General features: G+C 36.7%; 22 protein-coding genes. 20 read left to right on the top strand and 2 right to left on the bottom strand.

Annotation, left to right across the window (positions count from 1 at the left end; all coding sequences use genetic code 11):
- Positions 1-120 precede the first annotated feature (120 nt).
- The 9 genes from BI350_RS11075 (at position 121) to BI350_RS11040 (ending at position 5,706) form a co-directional block, all read left to right on the top strand.
- Positions 121-405: a hypothetical protein gene (locus tag BI350_RS11075; protein ID WP_075528171.1), complete on the top strand. Its 285-nt coding sequence runs from the start codon at positions 121-123 to the stop codon at positions 403-405.
- Between the two features lie 556 nt (positions 406-961).
- Positions 962-1,771: a class I SAM-dependent methyltransferase gene (locus BI350_RS11070; protein ID WP_075529347.1), complete on the top strand. Its 810-nt coding sequence runs from the start codon at positions 962-964 to the stop codon at positions 1,769-1,771.
- Between the two features lie 240 nt (positions 1,772-2,011).
- A complete protein-coding gene (locus tag BI350_RS11065; protein WP_155767523.1) occupies positions 2,012-2,548 on the top strand; it encodes an RNA polymerase subunit sigma in 537 nt (178 codons plus the stop codon).
- 158 nt (positions 2,549-2,706) lie between these two features.
- A complete protein-coding gene (locus BI350_RS11060) occupies positions 2,707-2,937 on the top strand; it encodes a hypothetical protein (RefSeq protein WP_075528170.1) in 231 nt (76 codons plus the stop codon).
- Between the two features lie 138 nt (positions 2,938-3,075).
- A complete protein-coding gene (locus BI350_RS11055; RefSeq protein WP_075528169.1) occupies positions 3,076-3,333 on the top strand; it encodes a YhfM domain-containing protein in 258 nt (85 codons plus the stop codon).
- 201 nt (positions 3,334-3,534) lie between these two features.
- Positions 3,535-3,954: a hypothetical protein gene (locus BI350_RS11050; RefSeq protein ID WP_075528168.1), complete on the top strand. Its 420-nt coding sequence runs from the start codon at positions 3,535-3,537 to the stop codon at positions 3,952-3,954.
- A 91-nt stretch (positions 3,955-4,045) separates the two neighbouring features.
- On the top strand, positions 4,046-4,222 hold the full coding sequence (locus BI350_RS16960) for a hypothetical protein (protein WP_155767522.1): 177 nt from the start codon (positions 4,046-4,048) through the stop codon (positions 4,220-4,222).
- Positions 4,223-4,310: 88 nt separating this feature from the next.
- Positions 4,311-4,880: a dihydrofolate reductase family protein gene (locus BI350_RS11045; protein ID WP_075528167.1), complete on the top strand. Its 570-nt coding sequence runs from the start codon at positions 4,311-4,313 to the stop codon at positions 4,878-4,880.
- Between the two features lie 127 nt (positions 4,881-5,007).
- The gene (locus tag BI350_RS11040; RefSeq protein WP_075528166.1) at positions 5,008-5,706 is read left to right on the top strand and encodes a hypothetical protein; all 699 of its coding nucleotides are present in this window, start codon (positions 5,008-5,010) and stop codon (positions 5,704-5,706) included.
- Between the two features lie 592 nt (positions 5,707-6,298).
- Here BI350_RS11040 and BI350_RS16955 read toward each other — a convergent pair.
- Together BI350_RS16955 and BI350_RS11035 are read right to left on the bottom strand one after the other, a co-directional pair.
- A complete protein-coding gene (locus BI350_RS16955) occupies positions 6,299-6,463 on the bottom strand; it encodes a hypothetical protein (RefSeq protein WP_155767521.1) in 165 nt (54 codons plus the stop codon).
- Between the two features lie 585 nt (positions 6,464-7,048).
- Positions 7,049-7,252: a hypothetical protein gene (locus tag BI350_RS11035; protein ID WP_075528165.1), complete on the bottom strand. Its 204-nt coding sequence runs from the start codon at positions 7,250-7,252 to the stop codon at positions 7,049-7,051.
- Positions 7,253-7,505: 253 nt separating this feature from the next.
- Here BI350_RS11035 and BI350_RS11030 point away from each other — a divergent pair, with 253 nt between their 5' ends.
- The 11 genes from BI350_RS11030 (at position 7,506) to BI350_RS10980 (ending at position 19,305) form a co-directional block, all read left to right on the top strand.
- Positions 7,506-8,375: a tyrosine-type recombinase/integrase gene (locus tag BI350_RS11030; protein ID WP_075528164.1), complete on the top strand. Its 870-nt coding sequence runs from the start codon at positions 7,506-7,508 to the stop codon at positions 8,373-8,375.
- Positions 8,376-8,618: 243 nt separating this feature from the next.
- A complete protein-coding gene (locus BI350_RS11025) occupies positions 8,619-10,307 on the top strand; it encodes a PucR family transcriptional regulator (RefSeq protein WP_075528163.1) in 1,689 nt (562 codons plus the stop codon).
- Between the two features lie 485 nt (positions 10,308-10,792).
- Positions 10,793-12,391, top strand: a complete 1,599-nt coding sequence (locus BI350_RS11020) for a hydantoinase/oxoprolinase N-terminal domain-containing protein (protein WP_075528162.1) — start codon at positions 10,793-10,795, stop codon at positions 12,389-12,391.
- 42 nt (positions 12,392-12,433) lie between these two features.
- Complete coding sequence (locus tag BI350_RS17250) at positions 12,434-12,580, top strand: hypothetical protein (RefSeq protein WP_245698251.1); 147 nt, start codon at positions 12,434-12,436, stop codon at positions 12,578-12,580.
- The gene (locus BI350_RS11015) at positions 12,514-13,605 is read left to right on the top strand and encodes an S-methyl thiohydantoin desulfurase family protein (protein WP_342672217.1); all 1,092 of its coding nucleotides are present in this window, start codon (positions 12,514-12,516) and stop codon (positions 13,603-13,605) included. The genes BI350_RS17250 and BI350_RS11015 overlap by 67 nt, the downstream gene beginning before the upstream one ends.
- Positions 13,602-13,880 (top strand): hypothetical protein, encoded by a 279-nt coding sequence (locus BI350_RS11010; protein ID WP_075528161.1) that lies wholly within the window; start codon positions 13,602-13,604, stop codon positions 13,878-13,880. Before BI350_RS11015 ends, BI350_RS11010 begins: the two co-directional genes overlap by 4 nt.
- A gap of 22 nt (positions 13,881-13,902) precedes the next feature.
- Positions 13,903-15,003 (top strand): M24 family metallopeptidase, encoded by a 1,101-nt coding sequence (locus BI350_RS11005; RefSeq protein ID WP_075528160.1) that lies wholly within the window; start codon positions 13,903-13,905, stop codon positions 15,001-15,003.
- 15 nt (positions 15,004-15,018) lie between these two features.
- Positions 15,019-16,170, top strand: a complete 1,152-nt coding sequence (locus BI350_RS11000) for an S-methyl thiohydantoin desulfurase family protein (protein WP_075528159.1) — start codon at positions 15,019-15,021, stop codon at positions 16,168-16,170.
- Positions 16,171-16,274: 104 nt separating this feature from the next.
- Positions 16,275-17,561, top strand: coding sequence for a purine-cytosine permease family protein (locus BI350_RS10995; protein WP_075528158.1), 1,287 nt, complete (start codon positions 16,275-16,277; stop codon positions 17,559-17,561).
- 518 nt (positions 17,562-18,079) lie between these two features.
- Complete coding sequence (locus BI350_RS10990; RefSeq protein ID WP_075528157.1) at positions 18,080-18,280, top strand: hypothetical protein; 201 nt, start codon at positions 18,080-18,082, stop codon at positions 18,278-18,280.
- A gap of 467 nt (positions 18,281-18,747) precedes the next feature.
- A complete protein-coding gene (locus tag BI350_RS10980) occupies positions 18,748-19,305 on the top strand; it encodes a DEAD/DEAH box helicase family protein (RefSeq protein ID WP_075528155.1) in 558 nt (185 codons plus the stop codon).
- Positions 19,306-19,313: the final 8 nt, after the last annotated feature.

Below are 19,313 nucleotides of genomic sequence, written 5' to 3'. Positions count from 1 at the left end.
ACGTTTATTTAAGAACGTGCCTTTTTCATGAATGGACCATTTTGTAGCAATTATGAAACTATTTACTATCTTGTTCCGTCTTAATTAGTATGAATTTTCAGTGTGAATGGAGGTGTAATGATGTGGTTGGTATTCGGACTAATCGCTATAGCAGCAACATTTACAAATCTTTATATGTATAGTAGAGGAAAAGATTATATATTGGCAATGGCAATGGGATTATCATTTACAACGCTGACACTTGTTGCAGAATACAGTATGGTGTCCGATTGGGTAAAGGTGGAAGATTGGACATCTCTATTAGATGTAGTGCCTGGTATGGAAAGGGCATTATGGTTTTTGACAATAGTTTCTATCTTACTAAATATAGCGCCTATACTTTTAGAACTAAAAGGTAAGAAATAATGACTTATTGTCACGTCAGTTATATAGTATGCAATCATTGTGTAAGTCTTTATATAACTATCGGGCGCAATTATTGAGAATGAAAATGCACTTTTAAAAAAACAAATGAGCTAATTTTATAATAAACGCGACAGGAGGTTCTAAGTGAAAAGGTAGTAACAAATATAATTATTGGCATTGTACTTGTATTCATACTTTGGTTTTTTCTCGGTATGATTGGGATAAATGCAGCGTACGTTGTTCCTGCATTTATAGAGTGGGTTACAAAGTTTGTTTTTCCTTGGATTGCATTATATTGGTTTATAAGGTTCGTTAAGAGTTTTGAAAAAAGGTAAATAGCATACTTGAATGATCCGGTGAAGTTATTGAATAAGCACTGCGCTTTAGTCGGGCCATTTAATGGAACAAGGAGTCTGGAAAAGTGGATAATTGATAGTAATAATCGGTATTAGTTTGTGAAGAAATGTACTTAAACTAACGAGGCATTTAGTTGAAGAAGGACTTAAATACTTTTTATAGAGTTAATTAGGTAAAAAGAAGAAAGTGGGTGGAAATTATGAGTGAGATAATTAACTATTACAATCAATTTGATGAGTGGGGAAGACTTGAACGTGAACCTATTGAATTCCAAGTAAATTGGCATTATATAAAGAAATATATGCCCATAAATGGGTATATCCTTGATAATGGGGCTGGACCAGGAAAGTATTCAATGGAACTTGCTAAAGATGGTTATAAGGTAACATTGACCGATTTAACGCCAAGATTAGTTGAAGTTGCTAAAAATAAAGCAAAAGAACTTGATTTAGAAGGACAGTTTGAGGGGTTTTATACAGCTGATGCCAGAGAACTTAATATGATTAAAGATGAACAATTTGACTCTTCATTAATGCTTGGTCCTATGTACCATTTACAGGAGGAAAATGACCGTATTAAAGCAGTTGAAGAATTGAATAGAGTGACAAAAAAGGGTGGACTGGTTTTTGTTGCATTTATGCCAAGAATTAGACACGTATTGACATCTCTTTTATATCCCGAGAATTGGAGACCAAACGATAACTTGGAGACCATAAGTCAGTTTTCCAATACAGGGTGCTTTAATCACGCAGATGAGGGACGTTTTACAGGTGCTTATTATTTTAATATTGAAGACATTAATCCTTTTATGGAATCACAAGGATTTGAAACACTAGACTTAATAGGTTCTAATGCAGGTGCTATTTTAAACAATGATAGTTGGAATTATTGGAGAGACAAAGGTGAAGAGGAAGTAACGAAAATCATTAATTTAATAAAAGAAAAAGCAACAGACCCATACATTCTGGGAATTTCATCTCACCTACTTTACATCGGTAGGAAGAAGTAACCTTAGTGTTTTCCCTTATATTCGGCAACCGCTGTTTATTATACCAAAAACGTAAGTGGCGATATGAGAATTGACTATAGTGAGTCTGAAAAAATGCAATATTTCCTTCCTGATGAGTTGCCGGACAAATTAAATGATAAGGATAAAAGGTCAATTGATTACTATTTCGAATGTAAAAAGTTAGTAAGGAATCTGTTTTCCTCAATCAGGCGCGAAAATTGTAGAGTGAGGGATTAAAGTATGTTCAATAAGAGACTTATTGCATTGCTCTCAAGTGGAGCATTACTCTTGGCAGCATGTACAGCTGATAATAGTGAAGAACAAGTCGGTGAAAAACTAACTACCAAAAAAGAAAACGTTGTTGTTCATGATGAATTACCTGTTGTTGAATTGTCACCTGACGAGGAAGAGCGCTATGCCAGCTTTACAAAGGATTTAAATTTGGAGCATTTGAAAGGATTAAAGCCAAAAAGTGTTGCAAAAATGTATGTTCAAGCTATTTTAGATAAAAAATATGAAGTTCAATATGCATTGTATACCGATAGGGAAGAGGCAGTTCAATGGTCTAAAGAGGAAGACCAATCAATTCCCGAATCAGACAGAGGCACAATTGAACAGAACAGGAAACTTTTCAACAATATTGGTAAGGGTGAATTTATTCAAATAAGTGATTATGAAGGTTACATTGAGTATGATTCGGGTGAAGGAATAAGCGGGTTCCAGATGATAAAAAATGATGATGGAATTTGGCAAGTAGCATTCATGCCTATCCAATAAGGCTCCTTCAAAAATTTATATAATGATTAGAGGCAACTTCAATAAACGGGCGCGATTGCGATAAAACCAATCTGCGTCCGTTCTGCAATAGGACCATTTCGTTTAACAACAATGCCAAAATGAATTAAATATAAAGCGGCTAAATTGGAGAGTGAAACATGAAAATAGTTCTTTGGCTTGTAAATGCTGTTTTGTTATTTGGTGTTTGGTTGTTTGCTGCTTCATTTCTATCGACAGGGGATGAATGGTGGTCCTTATACACTTTTAATATGGATGAAATATCTCCTTTCAATCTAGAAATATCTTGGCTAAACGTCTTTATATTTGGATTCATTTCTTTAGCAATTTCTTTTTTTCTAACTAAGATAACTTCAGTGAAAAAACAATAACAACTTAGTTTTTCTTCAGCTAATGGGTGCAATTCTTTAATAAGGATTAGCGCCTATTCAGTAACAGGGCCATATTGTTAAATGCATATGAAACTTTTTATATGAAATCCCGACAAACTTCAATAAGGGGGAGGTTTCATGAAAAAATATTTATTTATATCCATTCTTCTATTTGCTTTTTTAGCATCTCTAAGTGGTTGTAGCAAAGGAATTAAAGAGGTCAAGAAAGTTAATGTCTATGAGATGGAAAGCTTTTCTGAAGTTAGAGGGGATTCCTTGGTTACCTTTACAGATAAAAAAGCGATTAAGCAATTTAAAAAGACTTTTAGTAGTGCTAAAAAGCAACCAGGTGTAGTGGATATGGCAGATCCGCAGTATAAAGTGGAATTGGGTTAGAAATCATTCTTTCTTTGGTTAAGTCAAGATCATGGAACAATAATGGATGTCGAAAATACACACATTATATATTCTTTAAAAGATAAGTCAGTTGAAAATATAAACAACCTTTTCCGTTAACGGGCGCGACAATTGAATAATCTTGTGCCAGAATAGGGCCATTTTACGGCACAAGGCGTGAAAATATAAGAGGTGGATAAATTGAGAAGAAGATCTATTTTTGTGATTTCAACATTGCTCTTCTTAGCTATGTTATTAGCTGGGTGTCAATCAGAAAATGAAATAATGATGGATGATGTTAGTGATATAAAGGCGATCTCTATTTCTAAGGCAAAAGTGTACGGAAAGATAAGTGATGAATCCGCAATGACTTTCGAGAATTCGGAGGAATTAGATGCTTTCAAAAAGGCTTTTACTAATGCCAAAAGGGAGAAGGTAAAGCTAGAAGGTGTTAATTATGATTTAATTATTACTGATGATAAAGATGATAATTATTTATTACAGTTTTATTTAGGTGAAGAGGAAGAGAAAAGTGCATTTTTCTACATCGGTTACGAAGATAAAGTATATTTTACATCCAAAGAGGTAACGCAAGAATTAAGAAAAACTATAAAGCCGTAAGTTCAAGAATCGGGCGCGATTGTTATACAAGCGATTGCGTCTGTACTGCAATCGGGCCAAATTACTACATACACTACGAGGGGGAAAAGTAATGAAAAGAATATATAAAGCTACCCAAGTACTCTTAGTGATATTATTTATTGCGATAGTTATGGTTAGCAGCTATTCTACAACGGCAGTAAATGTATTAGGGATAATAGGTATAGCGGTTTCTTTGTTTTATATATATTTACATAGAAAATTTAAAAGGGATTACGTTCAAGATTAAGTCAGCAATAGGGTGCAATTCTTGAAGATGGATTCGCGCCCATTCTGCAATCGGGCCAGATTATTGACCAACTAAAGGAGGAAAAATGATGTCCAATGAAGTAGTAACAAGAAAAGTAATTTTAGATTTAGCTGTTACGTTAGACGGATTTATTGAAGGGAAAAATGGTGAAGTTGATTGGTGCATAATGGATCCTGAAATGGAATTTCCTAATTTCCTAAATCAAATTGATACAATATTGTATGGAAGAAAAAGTTACGATTTATGGGGACAATATACTCCAACAACTGAGGCTACTGATGATGAAAAAGAAATGTGGGAATTGGTTCACAGCAAGGAAAAATATGTGTTTTCTAAAACAGAAAAAGGGTCTGACAGTAAAGCAATATTTGTAAATGAAAATATTCCAGAGGAAGTAAATAAGTTAAAGAATAATCCTGGTAAAGACATATGGTTATACGGCGGGGCAGGTCTTATCACGACATTTATTGATTTAGGGCTTGTTGATGAGTTTAGATTATCTGTTCACCCCGTAGTATTGGGAGAAGGTAGGCCGTTATTTGTTGATATAAAGCAAAGATTGAATTTAAAATTGATGGATACAAGGACTTTTTCTTCCGGTATTGTTCAACTAATATACCATACAAACAGAAATTAAATATCATTTGGGAATACCAGACTATAAATTCATTACTACAACTAACGAGTGCCTTCTTGAATAAAGATCAGCGCCCTGTATTGCAGAAACGGGCCATATTGTAGGATAAGAAGAAGGAGCAAAATTAATGATTAAATCATTAGCCGTTTACAAATTAGCTAATGGAGAAAAGATATTTAACGTTGAAGGCGTTTTATCTTCTTCAGAATTAGCAATAATTGATAGATGTTCTTTATCTTTATCGAATTACGATAAGTATAAAACTCTTTTTCAAATGGTAACAGATAACTATTTAGATTTAACACAATATCTTGATAAGGAAGAAAAACAAACAAAGCATAACGCCGAAAGTATTAGAAGAGTAGGGAGGACTGCTAATAGACTCACAATTAATTATTTATCAAGTGCGAAATTATTTATTGAATTGTCCGAGAAGAACATTAAAGTAGCTTGTGGTGAGGATTCCAATGAATTTAAAGAATGGAAAACAGCCACTAAAAAAGAATTTACTGAGAACTTTTCATATCGATTTTTATATCATTTAAGAAATTTCACCCAGCATTATGGTTTCCCGATTGGATCTATAAGTAGTTCTTTTACAAACGAAAATAAAAAAGATATAACTTTATATTTTGTAAGAGATTCTCTTATTTCTAACAATTATAACTGGCAAAAAGATGTTATGAAAGACCTGAAACAAGCCCCTGAAAAATTTCCGGTTTTTAAAGTAATAAATGATTATAATGGCTGTATGGCTAGGTTATACCAAACTGGAGTCCTACCAACGAAAAGCGAAAAACATACGCTAAGGAATTTGTTCAGATAACCCTGAGTTGCTGAACACCCCATGATTAAATGGTTTATATGATTTTCCTCTTCTGGAATTGTTCAATAACCCATTAAATAATCAATGTCCAATAAAGACTATAACAATAGGTTTTTGAACATCCTTAATGCCTTGGCGTATAAAATTCTATGAATTTGCTTGTCGAATTTTGCTTAGCGTATGTTTTCCGCTAAATGTTGGTGAGACCCCTAATTGGATCATTGTTGGTTTCCCGGCAAGGGGAAGTCTCTACAATTCCACCAGCCCCACCAAAAAATTCAACCTTCCTGGATTGCTGTAGAAAAAGCAGAATAACGATGTTATATCCTTGATATTTTAGGGAAGTCTAAGAGTACCCTCAATTTATCGTGATGATTTGTCGGTTGAGAACATAAGATAAGATGCTTGCCCGTTAAGAAAGTTGGTCTTGACAACCAACCGATTCATGCTTTAAATTGAAGGTGGAAACACTTATTTAAAATCCAGTACGTTTTACGCTGTAAGACGGGGACGGCTTGACTGATCATCAGCCGTCTATTTTTATGTCTAAAAATAAAAAAGCCACCCCAAAGGGATGGCGCGACACTTCATTTTATTGGTCATAAAACCACCTGAGTAACTCAAATACTAAAGCGATAAGCGTTCTAATTGAATAGTACGCAGTCTTAAGGATGATCAGCCCTCTCTGACTCTTTCTCGCTTTTTCCTCTCGAAACTCTTTTCGTGTCATTCGTTTTCCAGTACGCTTTTGCTGCAATGACGGCACCTCCCTATTTTCGTCACTTTTATTTAGTTAAATAGGACATTTATCTAGAAGAAAAGCGCCACTGCGAGCAATAATCGCCATCAGAGAACCAGAAAAACCACATTTTGGGCAGTGTTTTTCAGTTGATTTTTTTAAAAGTGGTATTCGGACTTATAAATCTGTTATCCGGGTGATATAATTATGGTTGGTAGATATATAAAGTTATTGTTATTTAACAGAGTATTCCAAACCGAGATAGTGCGAATTTAGAGAAATTGACCATCTCAATATCAAAAATACCAATCTCACAAAGAGTAATGTTCAATCAATGTTCAATTATCTTTTTTGGAGGTGTGGTAAATGCCTGTCGCCGGATTTGGAGCAGAGTTGCTTAAAACTCTTTAAATAACGGCGAAGCAAAAAGGGTTATCGCGGACCAGGCGATAACCCTTTTTCATTATGTGATTGATCCGGACAAATGCCAGGGTATCATATCCCTTTTTCGTATAGCTTTGTTGTCCCTCTGTCGCTCGGGGACCAGCCTAAACGACAGCGCGCATTAACCCGAACTATAACCACATAATATTTTTAGTTTTTTTAGTTAAAGTAGTGCTTTAAAAATATTGGTAAAAATGCGAGCGCAGTTACAACTTGTCCACTTAAAATTAAATAAGCGCACAAGAAAAACCCGCCGACCCTCCAAATCCCGTCTCCCAGCATAGGAAGAGTAGCAACGATAGCCATATAGGTTTGGATTTTTGGTGTTTTTGGTTGGTAGTTGTTATTGTTATTTTTTCTCACAGATTAATTCCCCCTCGATAACTAATTGCTACGAAAAAGAGGAAACCCTTCACAATCTGCTTAACTCTATTTTACCATCAAATTATTCCCAATGTATCAATTTACGATCATTATTTGTACTTTCAAGAATCTTTTATAAAAAGAGCCTTTTGTACAACGCTTATTAAGTATCGACAATGGCTTGTTGTCAGTACTTGATGAAAGCTGTACAATGAAATTAATCAGTAGAAAAAGAGAGTGAGGGGCTTTGAAAATGGGTGAATTATTGCAGTTGAAAAAGTTGCAGCACACGCAGCAACGAGCTGATTTATTGGAACAAGTGCAGACGATTCCGGAGCGCTATGCGGGTGATATCCGGCTATTTGGCGTTTATTGTACGGAAACGCAGCAAAACGAAGACGTAGAAGCGCTATTAAACTACCTGGCCTACTCAATCCAGACGCAAAAGGTCAAAAAATCGACGTTTGAGCGCCGGTATGCAGCTGTTAAAAAATATTTAGAAGTTGCCCTGGAGCTGGACATAACACCAAAACAGCAAGAAACGTTGTCGCAGTTACGTGCTGTGTTCCAACTGGAAGCCTACAAAGAACAAACCCGAAGAGAAGGACAACCACCAGCAATCAAACATGAAGTCATGGAGATGGTGCATGCCATGGAGCCACGAGAAAAAGCCATTTGTCTGGTCAATTTAATTACAGCAAATCGACCAACTGAAATGGTTCGGATGCAGATACGTGATTTTAATTTGGCTGGCCGATCCGTTGCGGTGTATTTAAAAAAACAAAAAGAATGGCATCAGAAGCGATTGACACAAGAAACCGTGAAAGCCGTGCGCGATTACATAGAAACGTACAAGTTACAGCCAGATGATTATTTTGTTGGCCGTGTAAGTCGTTGGGGGCATTATGAGAGCGCTCAAATCACCGAGGGGGGCTATTACAAGCTCATTCAACGTTTGTTAGGATTTGTGCCGTATAAGCTCCGTAAAACACAGGTGAGCGCCATGCATGAAGCTGGCGCGGATGTTCATACCATCGCACAGCAAACCGGCCACCAATCCATCACGACATTGACTGACCATTATTTAGCGGTTTCCAATACAACCGTTGATAAATATTTATAAAAGAAACGATATAACATAAGACATAAATAACATACTACATTTTCATTACAATAATAAGGTGATTTGGAAGCTATATATTATTATTTCGAGGGAAAGTTATGAGAATAAAGCAACTTAATATTGTATAACAAAATGCCTGGAGTAGTTTTGTCATTGATTCTATGATTGCTAAAGTAAAAAGTCCATCAAATGAATATTTAAGATGAAATTATACAGAGCAACTAGAAACGGAGGGAGATTGCTATGAATATCGAATACCAAGTAGTAGATGAGAGTATATTAGGGACTTCACAACAACGTATTTTAAGACGAGGTGTCCCGTTACAAAAATTTCTTCAATTGGATAGTTTATTCACAAAGTCATTCATTCCGCGTGAAATTGATCATATCGTAATTCAACGAGCTTCGGTCATTGAGGTAAAAGATTTTAAAACGTGGATTTTAGGGGGGGAACTCGCTTTAACGACGTTGGAGAACTTTTGTACAATAGAACAACAGTTGTCATTAGTGAATCAGTTAGTCAAAGGTGGTGCATCTTGCTTAGCTTTTCACCCTGGCAATAACGCTTCGCAAGAAGTTCCAATTTTTGGGGAGACACTTATTTATGCGGAAGAGAGCAAATTTCCTATCGTATTATTGCACGCCCATGTGACATATTCAGATATGATTGAGACTGTATTTAAGTTAGAATTGATGTCTAAAGAGGAAGATATTGGTGTGTCGAGTGAAATCAATCAAGTATTGTTCCAATTTTTGTCTCAACACGTGAATTTGGAGCAGATGATTGAGCGTGTTTCAAATACAATAAGCAGCGAAATTATATTATTTGATGTTGATATGACACCGCATGCTAGCTCACATGACGTGAAAGATTCACAAGTCTTAAAAACGTTACATTCAAGAGAGTTTCGACAATTTATCAATCAGCAAAACTTAATTAAGTTATTCATGAATGATAATACATTACATATCAAGATAAGTACCTCAGAACATCGCTTAGATGTAATTTTAGCTCCGATAAATCACAATTATTATTTAAAATCTATACTATGTGTAGTTGGTATGCCAAATCAAGTATTGATTGGTAAAGTGCTAAATGACACAGTCAATGCATTGAAACTTGAGAAAGAAAAAACAAAAAAAATCAATTTCAAGCTTATGGACCGTGCCAATCGTGCACTCTTATTCGATCAGAATAAAAAAGAAGCGAGTAAAGCGTTTGCACACCTCCGGGTGACATTTGATGAACAAGCTGCCGTCTTATTAATGAGTATGGTGGATAATCAATTCACGACGCCAAAGCAGTATGAAACAGAATTTAGTAATAATCTAAAATCTCGGATTTTGAAATATATTGTAACTGAGTTGCCAAAAGAAAGTACGGCCCTTTGGCTCAAGGATATGCTCATTATATATCTCTCACAAGTTACTCCACAAACTCGGCTAGCCGTCGCAAGAAAAGTAGAAGAGAACATTTCTTACTATTTCCCAACGGTGTCAGTGACATTTGGTTTGAGTTCAAAATCAACGACAAATGTCATTTATGCGTATCATGAAGCTGTTCAAGCAGTAGAAGAAGGTAAGCGCCAAGGCAAAACTTTGACTCAATTTGATAACATTGGTTTTACAAAAGTGTTTACAAATGTAACCAATGATTACTACATCAAGCAATTTTATGAACATACACTCAATCCGATTTTGTCGCTTGAGCCTGTACGTCAACATGATTTATTATCAACCTTGGAATCATTTATGAATAACAATATGAACTATAAAGAGACAGCAGATGATTTGTTCTTACATCCAAATACAGTGCGTTATCGCGTACAACAATTAAAAAAAATTTTTCAGGATGAAGCGATATTTGAGAAAGCTGATACAATATTTGAGCTACAGTTTGCATTACGCTTACTACACCGTAATAGCTTGTAATAATAACTGATTTCAATATAAGATGAGTTCTAACTAGCGTTTGATTCCACAAATTCATGAATCTAATATGGAACTTCATTTTCTTATAATCAAATAACTAGATTTATAGATAAGTCCTTTAATTTGTTGATCAATCATAAAAACTATTATCCTAATATATAGTTGAATCATTATAGTCCGTAACGTCCCCTTCTATAATGTTTAGTATGATAACTAAACATCTTATACAAGGTCGTTAGGGGCTTATTTTTTTGAAAAAAGTAATTTACATTAAAGCTATTTTCTTTTCTATATTACATTCTTTGGCATTTTCATACAAAGAAATTAGAATTATTTGTTAACGGTGACTATATAAATATTTTCTGCCATCCTACACACTATTACATAAGGCTATTTGAGTGAATGTTCATGCATTTTCGAGTGCTTTGTAGCTCATTTCATCCTTACTAAGTTTGAAAATACACTTTGTAAAAGGAAGGGTTTTTATGGGAAAAGAATTACGTATTGGATTTGACGTTGGGGGAACATTTACAGACGGAGTTATCGTCAAGGGGACTACTATTTTATCAAAAGCGAAAACGCTTACAACTGAGGATGTAACAACAGGTATTATCAATGCAATGGATGAGCTTTTGAATAAAAGCAAAGTCGATGCAAAAGAAATCGGTATGATATCTTTTGGTACTACTCATACAACAAACGCAATCATTGAACGTAAAAACTTGAATAAAGTAGGGATTATTCGAATTGGTGCACCTGCGACAACTGCAATTCCTCCATTGACAGGTTGGCCAAAAGATTTGAAGAAAGCAATCGGCGGAAAAGACAACGTATTCATCATCCGCGGTGGTTCAGAATATGATGGACGCGACATTGTGCCACTCGATGAGGATGCTATTCGCCAGGCATGTGAACACTTGAAAGGAAAAGTAGATTCGGTTGCGGTTACAGGTGTCTTTTCTCCAATGATTCCTGATCATGAAAATCGGGCAGCAACAATTATTAAAGAAATGTTAGGCGACGACATCTTACTTACCCTTTCACAAAATATTTCAACAATTTCTTTGCTAGAGCGAGAGAACTCAACAATTCTGAACGCTTCCGTAATTTCAGTTATGCAACGGTCGATAAATGCCTTGCGCCAAGCGGCAGAAAATCGTGGGATTACAGCACCACTGTTCGTTGTACAAAATGATGGCAGTGTTATGTCAGCCGATTACGCTATCGACTATCCGATTTTCACTGTAGCGTCTGGTCCAGCTGCGAGTGTTCGTGGCGCAGTACATTTATCAGGTGTGACAAACGGTGTAGTAGCAGATGTCGGTGGAACGTCGACAGACGTCGGTTACATCGTCGATGGCTTCCCACGTGAGTCGGCTATTACTGTATCCATTGGTGGAGTCAAAACGAACATTCGCTGCCCAGACTTATTATCAATTGCACTCGGGGGAGGAACGATCATTAAGAACAAAGGGACATCGGTACTTGGCATCGGTCCAGAAAGTACAGGATACAATTTAGTCAATCTTGGGCGTTCATTCGGGGGACCAATGCTGACAGTACATGACATAGCTGTGGCGCGCGATGACATCGGTGAAAACTTGGAGATATTTGAAACGAACTTTGTCACACACCCAGAGAAAATTGAACAGTTGTCAGATTCACTTGTTATCCAATCAACGGAGAAAATTAAAGAGTTACTTGAAATCACAATAGATCAAATGAAAACAACGCCAGAAGATATCCCTGCACTCATTGTAGGGGGGGGGGCGACGACAATGCCTAAAAAAGACATAGCAGGAACGTCAAAGGTAATTAACCCAGACCACTTTGAAGTATGCGGTGCAGTCGGGGCAACTATTGCTGAAATTAGCGCATATGCAGAAGCTGTCTTCGATTTAGAAATAGAGGATCGCAAAGAAGCGATTAACAAAGTAATTGAAAGTGCAAAAAATAATTTAGAGGTAGCAGGTGGTTTGAAAGACACAGCAACTATTATGGATATCGAAGAAATTCCATTCGCTTATATGCCTGGCAAACGTCAAAAGATTCGAGTACGTGTTAAAGGCGAGATTTTTAACTGATTGGAAAACGAATGACCATTTATTATTAGAGGAGAGTTATATATGAGCGTATATAAAAAGCTTGAAAAATGGGGAATTACAAACTATACCGTAATTGATAAAAAAGCAATTGAGGAAATTACATTAGGTGCGTCTATTTTGGCAACAGGGGGGGGGGGGACCCGGGTATTGGTTTACTTTGGACATTAGATACCCTCGAAAAAGGAAAAGATGTCGTAATGATTGATCCGTTTGACTTGCCAAATGATGTGCGTGGTGCCAGCGTGGGTTGTCTCGGAGCGCCAATCGTGTTAACAGAGAAACCACCAAGTTCGAACGTTTTGAAAAAAGCGTTTACAGAACTATCACGTTATTTGGATGACGAACTGGAAATAGTCATCCCATTCGAAGCCGGTGGTGTTAACTCGACGGTTGCTTATGCAATTGCCGGTGAATTAGATATTCCAGTTGTCGATGCAGATGGAATGAACCGTGCATTTCCAGAATTGCATCAAACCTCATGGGTAGCCAATGGTAGTCATGCATCTCCAGCAGTATCCGTTGATGACCGCGGGAACCTGACAATTATTGATACTAAAGAGGATGACATTCGTGCAGAGCGTATTGCACGTCATGCAGCGATGACATACGGTGGAATTTCTTGGAAAGCTTCGTATCCACTGACGGGACAAGAAGTGAAAGATAAATCTATTATCCATTCGCAAAGCATTGCTTGGGAAATCGGTAAAGCAGTGATGGACGCACGTAAAAGTCATGCGGATCCAATTGAAGAAATTATTAAAAAGCTTAAAGAAACTCGTGATGTCGATAGTTATAGAGTTTTCAACGGGAAAATCATCGACATTCACCGTAATTTCGGTGGAGAAGCAACAACAGGGTTCTCTGCTGGAAAAGTGATTATGGAAGGGGTCGGAGATTATAAAGGACAAATAGCTGAAATCGACTTCCAAAACGAGTGGTTACGTCTCAAAGTAGATGACGAAACACTTTGTTTACCCCCAGATTTGATTACAATCTTAGATAATGAAACAGGCGAACCAATTCGAACAGATATTATGAAATACGGATATCGTGGATCAATTCTTCTTATTCCTGCACAAGAAAGAATGCGTACACAAAAAGGTCTGGATAGCTTTGGCCCAAGCTATTTTGGTTATGAAGAAGAATACGAGAGCGTTGAAGAAATCATGACTAGAAAGGAACGAGACGAATGATTAATCAAGTGAAGCAGTTAATCGAAGAGGATAATATGTATCGTGACTTGCTCTTACGTGTCTATGAGCAACCCTATATTTCAAACAAAGACTTACTCGACGAGGTCAGTGAAGAGGAAAAAGAAATTTGTAAGACGCATTTAGACACACTTGTAAAGACTTTTATTTTAGTTGAGTTAACAAGTCAATCTGGTTCGAGCATTGAATCACGTATACCACAAAAAATATTTATTATTAATCCAGAGATTGAAGAAGAGATTGAGGACGTTCTGTAAGAGGAAGTAGGAGGGAATAAAGATGCAATTTGATTTTCAATTGAGGGTAAAGCAATTCATCCAGCGTATGCAACAACAAGAGATTGATGCAATTGTGTTATTCAATCAAAGTAGCATTCGCTACTTTACGGGCTTTCGTTCTAATTCTTTGACCGAATCTGTATTGATTATAGAAAAAGATGGTACTATCGCATTTTTAGTACCAAAGCTTGATTACAAACGAGCAGTAAGAGACTGTTGGATTGATACTATAGAATCTTTTCTTGAAGATACACCTGACTATTTGGCTCCTTTACGAAAAATGGTCAAAGCAAATTGGCGTACTGTCGGTATCGAGAGAGTAGGCATTACAATGAATCACTTAGATTATGTGCAGTCAATTTTCCGTGGCGAACTTCGATCAATTGATGACCTAATCACCCAACAGTTTAAATTAAAGACACCAGCAGAAGTCACTACACTTCGAAAATCGGCAGCAATTGCCAGTCTAACAATGGATGCAGTGAAAGACTATGTAGCAAAAAATGATAACATAACAGAACAAGAAGCAACAGGATTTGCCAAATATATTATGGAGAAAAATGGTGCTGAATTATTTTCATTTGAGCCATTCATTATGTCTGGTCTAGACGGCGCATTGCCACGACGTATTTCTACAGACAAAGTAATTGCACCACACGAACTTATTTTGTTTGATATGGGCGCAATTTATCAAGGTTATTGTTCAGACATTACACGGACATTCGCACTTGATTCAGTAAATGCAGAACAACAAGAGATTTTCGACATTGCACTCGCAGCACAACAACATGCCATCTCGGCTATTAAACCAGGGCAAAGTGCGCATTTCATTGATTCGATTGCACGTAATTTTATTACAGAGAATGGCTATGGGGAAGCATTTCCTCATCTTACCGGCCATGGTATAGGAGTTAGTATCCATGAGTATCCAATTGTTGATCAAGGGGAAGAGAGTATGCTAGAAGAGAATATGGTTATAACAATTGAGCCAGGAATCTATGTAGATGGAATCGGTGCAGCGCGTATTGAAGATATGATTCTCGTTACAAGCGAAGGTTGTGAAGTGCTGACATCATCACCTAGAGAGCTACTCATTCGATGAGAGAGGGGTGAAAAAATGTCTGTATACGATATTTTACGAGAGTGGAAAGTAACTGATTACACCGTTATTAAGACACAAGATTTAATTGATATTACCATGGGTTCGACCATTTTAGCAACAGGAGGGGGTGGAGACCCAGATATCGGTTACTTATGGGCACAAGAAATTTTAAATGATGCGAACGATATTGTACTCATAGAACCCGATGATGTACCTAATGATGCACTCGTCGCCTTCGTTGGTTGCCTTGGAGCACCTGTTGTATTAACTGAAAAGCCCCCAGGAGGCAAGGAGGTGTTTACAAGTTTAGAAACAATTTCACGCTACTTGAACCAACAAGTGCGTGCGATTATCCCCGCAGAAGCTGGTGGGGTGAATACGATTATTCCACTAGCAGTAGCTGGTGCACTAGGTATTCCAGTTATCAATGCGGATGGGATGGGGCGTGCATTTCCAGAGTTGCACATGACTTCTTTCTATATTGGAGGAATAAGTCCTTCGCCTGTAGCCGCTGCAAGCGAAAAAGGGCATGTCAGCTTAGTGCATTCTGATAACGGGAAAATTTCTGAAGGCATAATACGTAGTGCGGCCATGGCATATGGTGGGATTTCTTGGACGGCTGGTTATCCAATGACTGGTTGTGAAATGAAACGCACTGCAATTTATCACACAGTGACAAAAGCTCAAGAAATTGGCGCCATTGTACGTACCAATCGGATGAATAATACAGAGCCAATTCATGATATTGCTGAACTAACGGAAGGCATCATAGCGTTTAAAGGAAAAGTAGTAGATCTCCACCGTGATTTCGGTGTAGAGATGACACAAGGTTTTTCATCAGGGACAATAACGATGGAAGGTATTGATGAGCATAAAGGTTCTACTGCACGCATTGTTTTCCAAAATGAATGGTTACAATTAGATATTAATGGCATTATTTGTTCATTACCACCTGATTTAATTATCTTACTCAATCCAGAAACGGGAGAAGCGATACGCACAGATATCATTAAATATGGTTACCGTGGTTATGTGCTACTCATCCCTGCCGATACAAAACTAAGAACAGAAAAAGGTATTGAAGTTTGTGGACCAGAAGCTTTTGGTCTCACACACGATTATACACCAGTGGAAAAATTGAATGAGTTCACACGCATTAATGGGTGACAAAGGGGGATAGAGAAATCAAATCCTATGTCTTATTCTCTTAAACAAGACATAGGATTTGTCATTTTTACATTTTTGAGTACAAATAAAAGGGGGATATATGAATGAAATCATACGATGTCAACGAAGAAGAAGGTAAATATGCACAAAGCCCAATCCCGGAAAACAAACGTAAACACTGGTTTACAGTAGCTGCAATTTACTTTGGGATGACAGCAGCACTCTCTTCATTTGCTAGTGGAGGTGCACTTATTTCTGGACTTTCATTGGCTCAATCAATATTCGCCATCGTAGCAGCTGTTTTTTTACTCGTCTTTGTTTTTTACGTGCCGATTGGTTACATTGGAGCACGTGAAGGACTCAACACTTACGTGATTGGAGAGTCTGCTTTTGGTGTAAAAGGATCGAATATTGCAACTGCGTTTATTATTACAATTATTCCTTGCGTTGGTTGGTATGGAGTACAAGTAGCTATTGCCTCAGAAGCACTAAATGAAGTGCTTGGGGGTAATGAAGCACTGCTCCCGTGGATTATGATTGCGCTTGGTATTATCTTCTGTATTCCAGCAATGTATGGCGTCATCAGTATGGCATGGCTCGATTACCTGGCAATACCCGCCATTATCATCATTACAATTTATGGTTTTAACAAAGCAATTAGCATCACAGGATTAGAAGGATTATGGAGCTTTGAACCTGCAACACAACAATCAATTATATGGGGCATTAATTTAATTGTCGGGAGTATGGTTGTTGGTGCAAGCTTTGTTGCCGACTATACTCGGTGGACGAAAAACAAACTATCACACGTAAGTTTATCAGGAGTTGTCGGAATATTCCCTCCAATGCTTATTTTAACAGTTATTGCAGCTATGATGGGAATCTCTGCTTCTTCACTTGGAGACATTGATGAGCCTTGGAATATAGCCGCAGTGATGAAGCAACTTGGGTTACCACTCATTTCACTAGCACTCGTCATTATCATGCAATGGTCTACAAATATAACTTCATCTTACAGTGCAGGTCTCGCATTAACAAAAGTTTTTGGATGGAGTCGCTTTTGGTGGACACTCGTCGCGGGTATCCTTGGCACATTACTTTCGCTGTTCGGTATTATGCAATATTTCATCGAATTCCTTGGTATATTAGCAGCATTCGTTTCTCCAGCAGCAGGAGTCATAATCAGTGAATATTTTCTCGTTTCTAAAGGGACCTTCAATAAGAAACAGGGTATTTACTGGCCAGGTATTTTGGCATGGTTAATTGGAGGTCTCAGCGCATTATTCATTCCATTTTTTATCCCTGCAATCAACGGTGCTGTTATCGGAGCCCTTGTCTATTACGTATATCACGTCATGATTAAAACTAATCCCCAAGAACAATTAGAGTAGCAAGTAAAGCTAAATTATAACTAATTTTTAATAACAATCGGAGCTTAAGATATACAAGCTTCGATTGCTTTAATATTGTTTAGATGAGTTACTTTTATAACTTTAATGTTTTGTTTAAAGAACTTTCCCTTGTTTGGAGTGTAGATGTAAATTCCTATAGAAACAGCACGAGTCGGAACGGCAATCAACATTACTCGGATTTATTAATATAAGGGGTCTCACCAACATTTAGCGGAAAACATACGCTAAGCAAAATTCGACAAGCAAATTCATAGAATTTTATACGCCAAGGCATTAAGGATGTTCAAAAACCTATTGTTATAGTCTTTATTGGACATTGATTATTTAATGGGTTATTGAACAATTCCAGAAGAGGAAAATCCATATAAACCATTTAATCATGGGGTGTTCAGCAACTCAGGGTTATCTGAACAAATTCCTTAGCGTATGTTTTTCGCTTTTCGTTGGTAGGACCCCAAACTGCACTAAAAATACTTGCCGAAGGGTTAGTTGAAGACTTGGAATTATATATAAGTTTATTGGCTAGTAAAAATATTGACGGTACGCCATATGTAATTATTTTCAATAAACCAGAAGATAGATCAAATCCAAATAAATATAAGAATTTAAATCAATTGCCTTTTGAAGAAGTTTATAAATGTTTAACAGAGCTTGAAGAATATAAAGCTGCCAAAATTAATTACATCAATCCACAATAAGAAAAGATTTATATTCAACAAATTCTGGTGCTTTTATTAACTATTTATTCCGTTAAAGGGCGCGCTTATTGAATTCGGCTGTACCGGAATTGGGCAAGATTGTGGGAAGGTGTAAAAATGAAATTAGTAATTCAAGCATTTATAGCTTCGATAGTAATTCATTTAGTTTATATGTTTTGTACGATAGGAATTGGATATATTAAAACGAGATTCCATAAGCCAGATATAACAGGTGAATGGGAGAAGGTCGACTACCTCCAGAATGAAGTAGCATTTGGAATGGTTGGTTCTCCCTTTTTTTTAGTTTTTACTTTTTTGGGAATAGCTCTTATATGTGGAGTTGTTATATCTCTGTATAAAAACTTCTTTAGCTAAAAGGTGGCTTTTTTTCTTTCCACAATCGGGCCAGTTTACAGGATAAAGCTTAGGAATTAACGGACAAGTTAGTAGGATTTAGGGGGGAGTTTATGAAATTTGTACTTATATTTGGACCACAAGCAGTTGGTAAAATGACAGTAGGACAGGAACTAGCGAAAGTAACTGACTTGAAACTATTTCACAATCATATGACCATTGAATTACTTGAACCGTTATTCGGTTTTAGCCCAGAAACGTGGAAGTTGTCATCTTTGTTTAGAACAGAAATATTTAAAGCAGTAGCTGAAAGTAATTTGAAAGGTTTAATTTTTACTTATGTATGGGCTTTTGATCAGCAGGAGGATTGGGATTTTGTAGACAAGACAAGTGAAATTTTTGAATCCCAAGGCGCAACTATTTATTTCGTGGAATTAGAAGCTGATATTAAAGAAAGGTTGAATCGAAACAAAAGTCCGCATCGACTTAAACACAAACCTACGAAAAGAAACATTGAATGGTCTGAATATGAACTAAAAGAGACGATGAAAAAACACAGATTAAACTCCAACAAAGGTGAAATAAAAAATAAAAATTACATCAAAATTAATAATACCGATTTGGATGCAAGAGAAGTAGCTGAAATCATTTCAGAAAAATTTAATTTATAATCTTCAAC

It is taken from the genome of Sporosarcina ureilytica, assembly GCF_001753205.1.
Classification (GTDB): domain Bacteria; phylum Bacillota; class Bacilli; order Bacillales_A; family Planococcaceae; genus Sporosarcina; species Sporosarcina ureilytica.
The sequence above is the reverse complement of the archived record's forward strand: the minus strand, read 5'-3'. Positions and strand labels throughout refer to the sequence as shown.

Coding starts and splice junctions, on each gene's coding strand:
- BI350_RS11030 (WP_075528164.1), top strand. CDS start 7,506: ATGGGTGAATTATTGCAGTTGAAAAAGTTGCAGCACACGCAGCAACGA.
- BI350_RS11025 (WP_075528163.1), top strand. CDS start 8,619: ATGAATATCGAATACCAAGTAGTAGATGAGAGTATATTAGGGACTTCA.
- BI350_RS16960 (WP_155767522.1), top strand. CDS start 4,046: ATGAAAAGAATATATAAAGCTACCCAAGTACTCTTAGTGATATTATTT.
- BI350_RS11000 (WP_075528159.1), top strand. CDS start 15,019: ATGTCTGTATACGATATTTTACGAGAGTGGAAAGTAACTGATTACACC.
- BI350_RS11010 (WP_075528161.1), top strand. CDS start 13,602: ATGATTAATCAAGTGAAGCAGTTAATCGAAGAGGATAATATGTATCGT.
- BI350_RS11065 (WP_155767523.1), top strand. CDS start 2,012: ATGTTCAATAAGAGACTTATTGCATTGCTCTCAAGTGGAGCATTACTC.
- BI350_RS11045 (WP_075528167.1), top strand. CDS start 4,311: ATGTCCAATGAAGTAGTAACAAGAAAAGTAATTTTAGATTTAGCTGTT.
- BI350_RS10980 (WP_075528155.1), top strand. CDS start 18,748: ATGAAATTTGTACTTATATTTGGACCACAAGCAGTTGGTAAAATGACA.
- BI350_RS11070 (WP_075529347.1), top strand. CDS start 962: ATGAGTGAGATAATTAACTATTACAATCAATTTGATGAGTGGGGAAGA.
- BI350_RS11055 (WP_075528169.1), top strand. CDS start 3,076: ATGAAAAAATATTTATTTATATCCATTCTTCTATTTGCTTTTTTAGCA.
- BI350_RS11040 (WP_075528166.1), top strand. CDS start 5,008: ATGATTAAATCATTAGCCGTTTACAAATTAGCTAATGGAGAAAAGATA.
- BI350_RS17250 (WP_245698251.1), top strand. CDS start 12,434: ATGAGCGTATATAAAAAGCTTGAAAAATGGGGAATTACAAACTATACC.
- BI350_RS10995 (WP_075528158.1), top strand. CDS start 16,275: ATGAAATCATACGATGTCAACGAAGAAGAAGGTAAATATGCACAAAGC.
- BI350_RS11020 (WP_075528162.1), top strand. CDS start 10,793: ATGGGAAAAGAATTACGTATTGGATTTGACGTTGGGGGAACATTTACA.
- BI350_RS11060 (WP_075528170.1), top strand. CDS start 2,707: ATGAAAATAGTTCTTTGGCTTGTAAATGCTGTTTTGTTATTTGGTGTT.
- BI350_RS11075 (WP_075528171.1), top strand. CDS start 121: ATGTGGTTGGTATTCGGACTAATCGCTATAGCAGCAACATTTACAAAT.
- BI350_RS11005 (WP_075528160.1), top strand. CDS start 13,903: ATGCAATTTGATTTTCAATTGAGGGTAAAGCAATTCATCCAGCGTATG.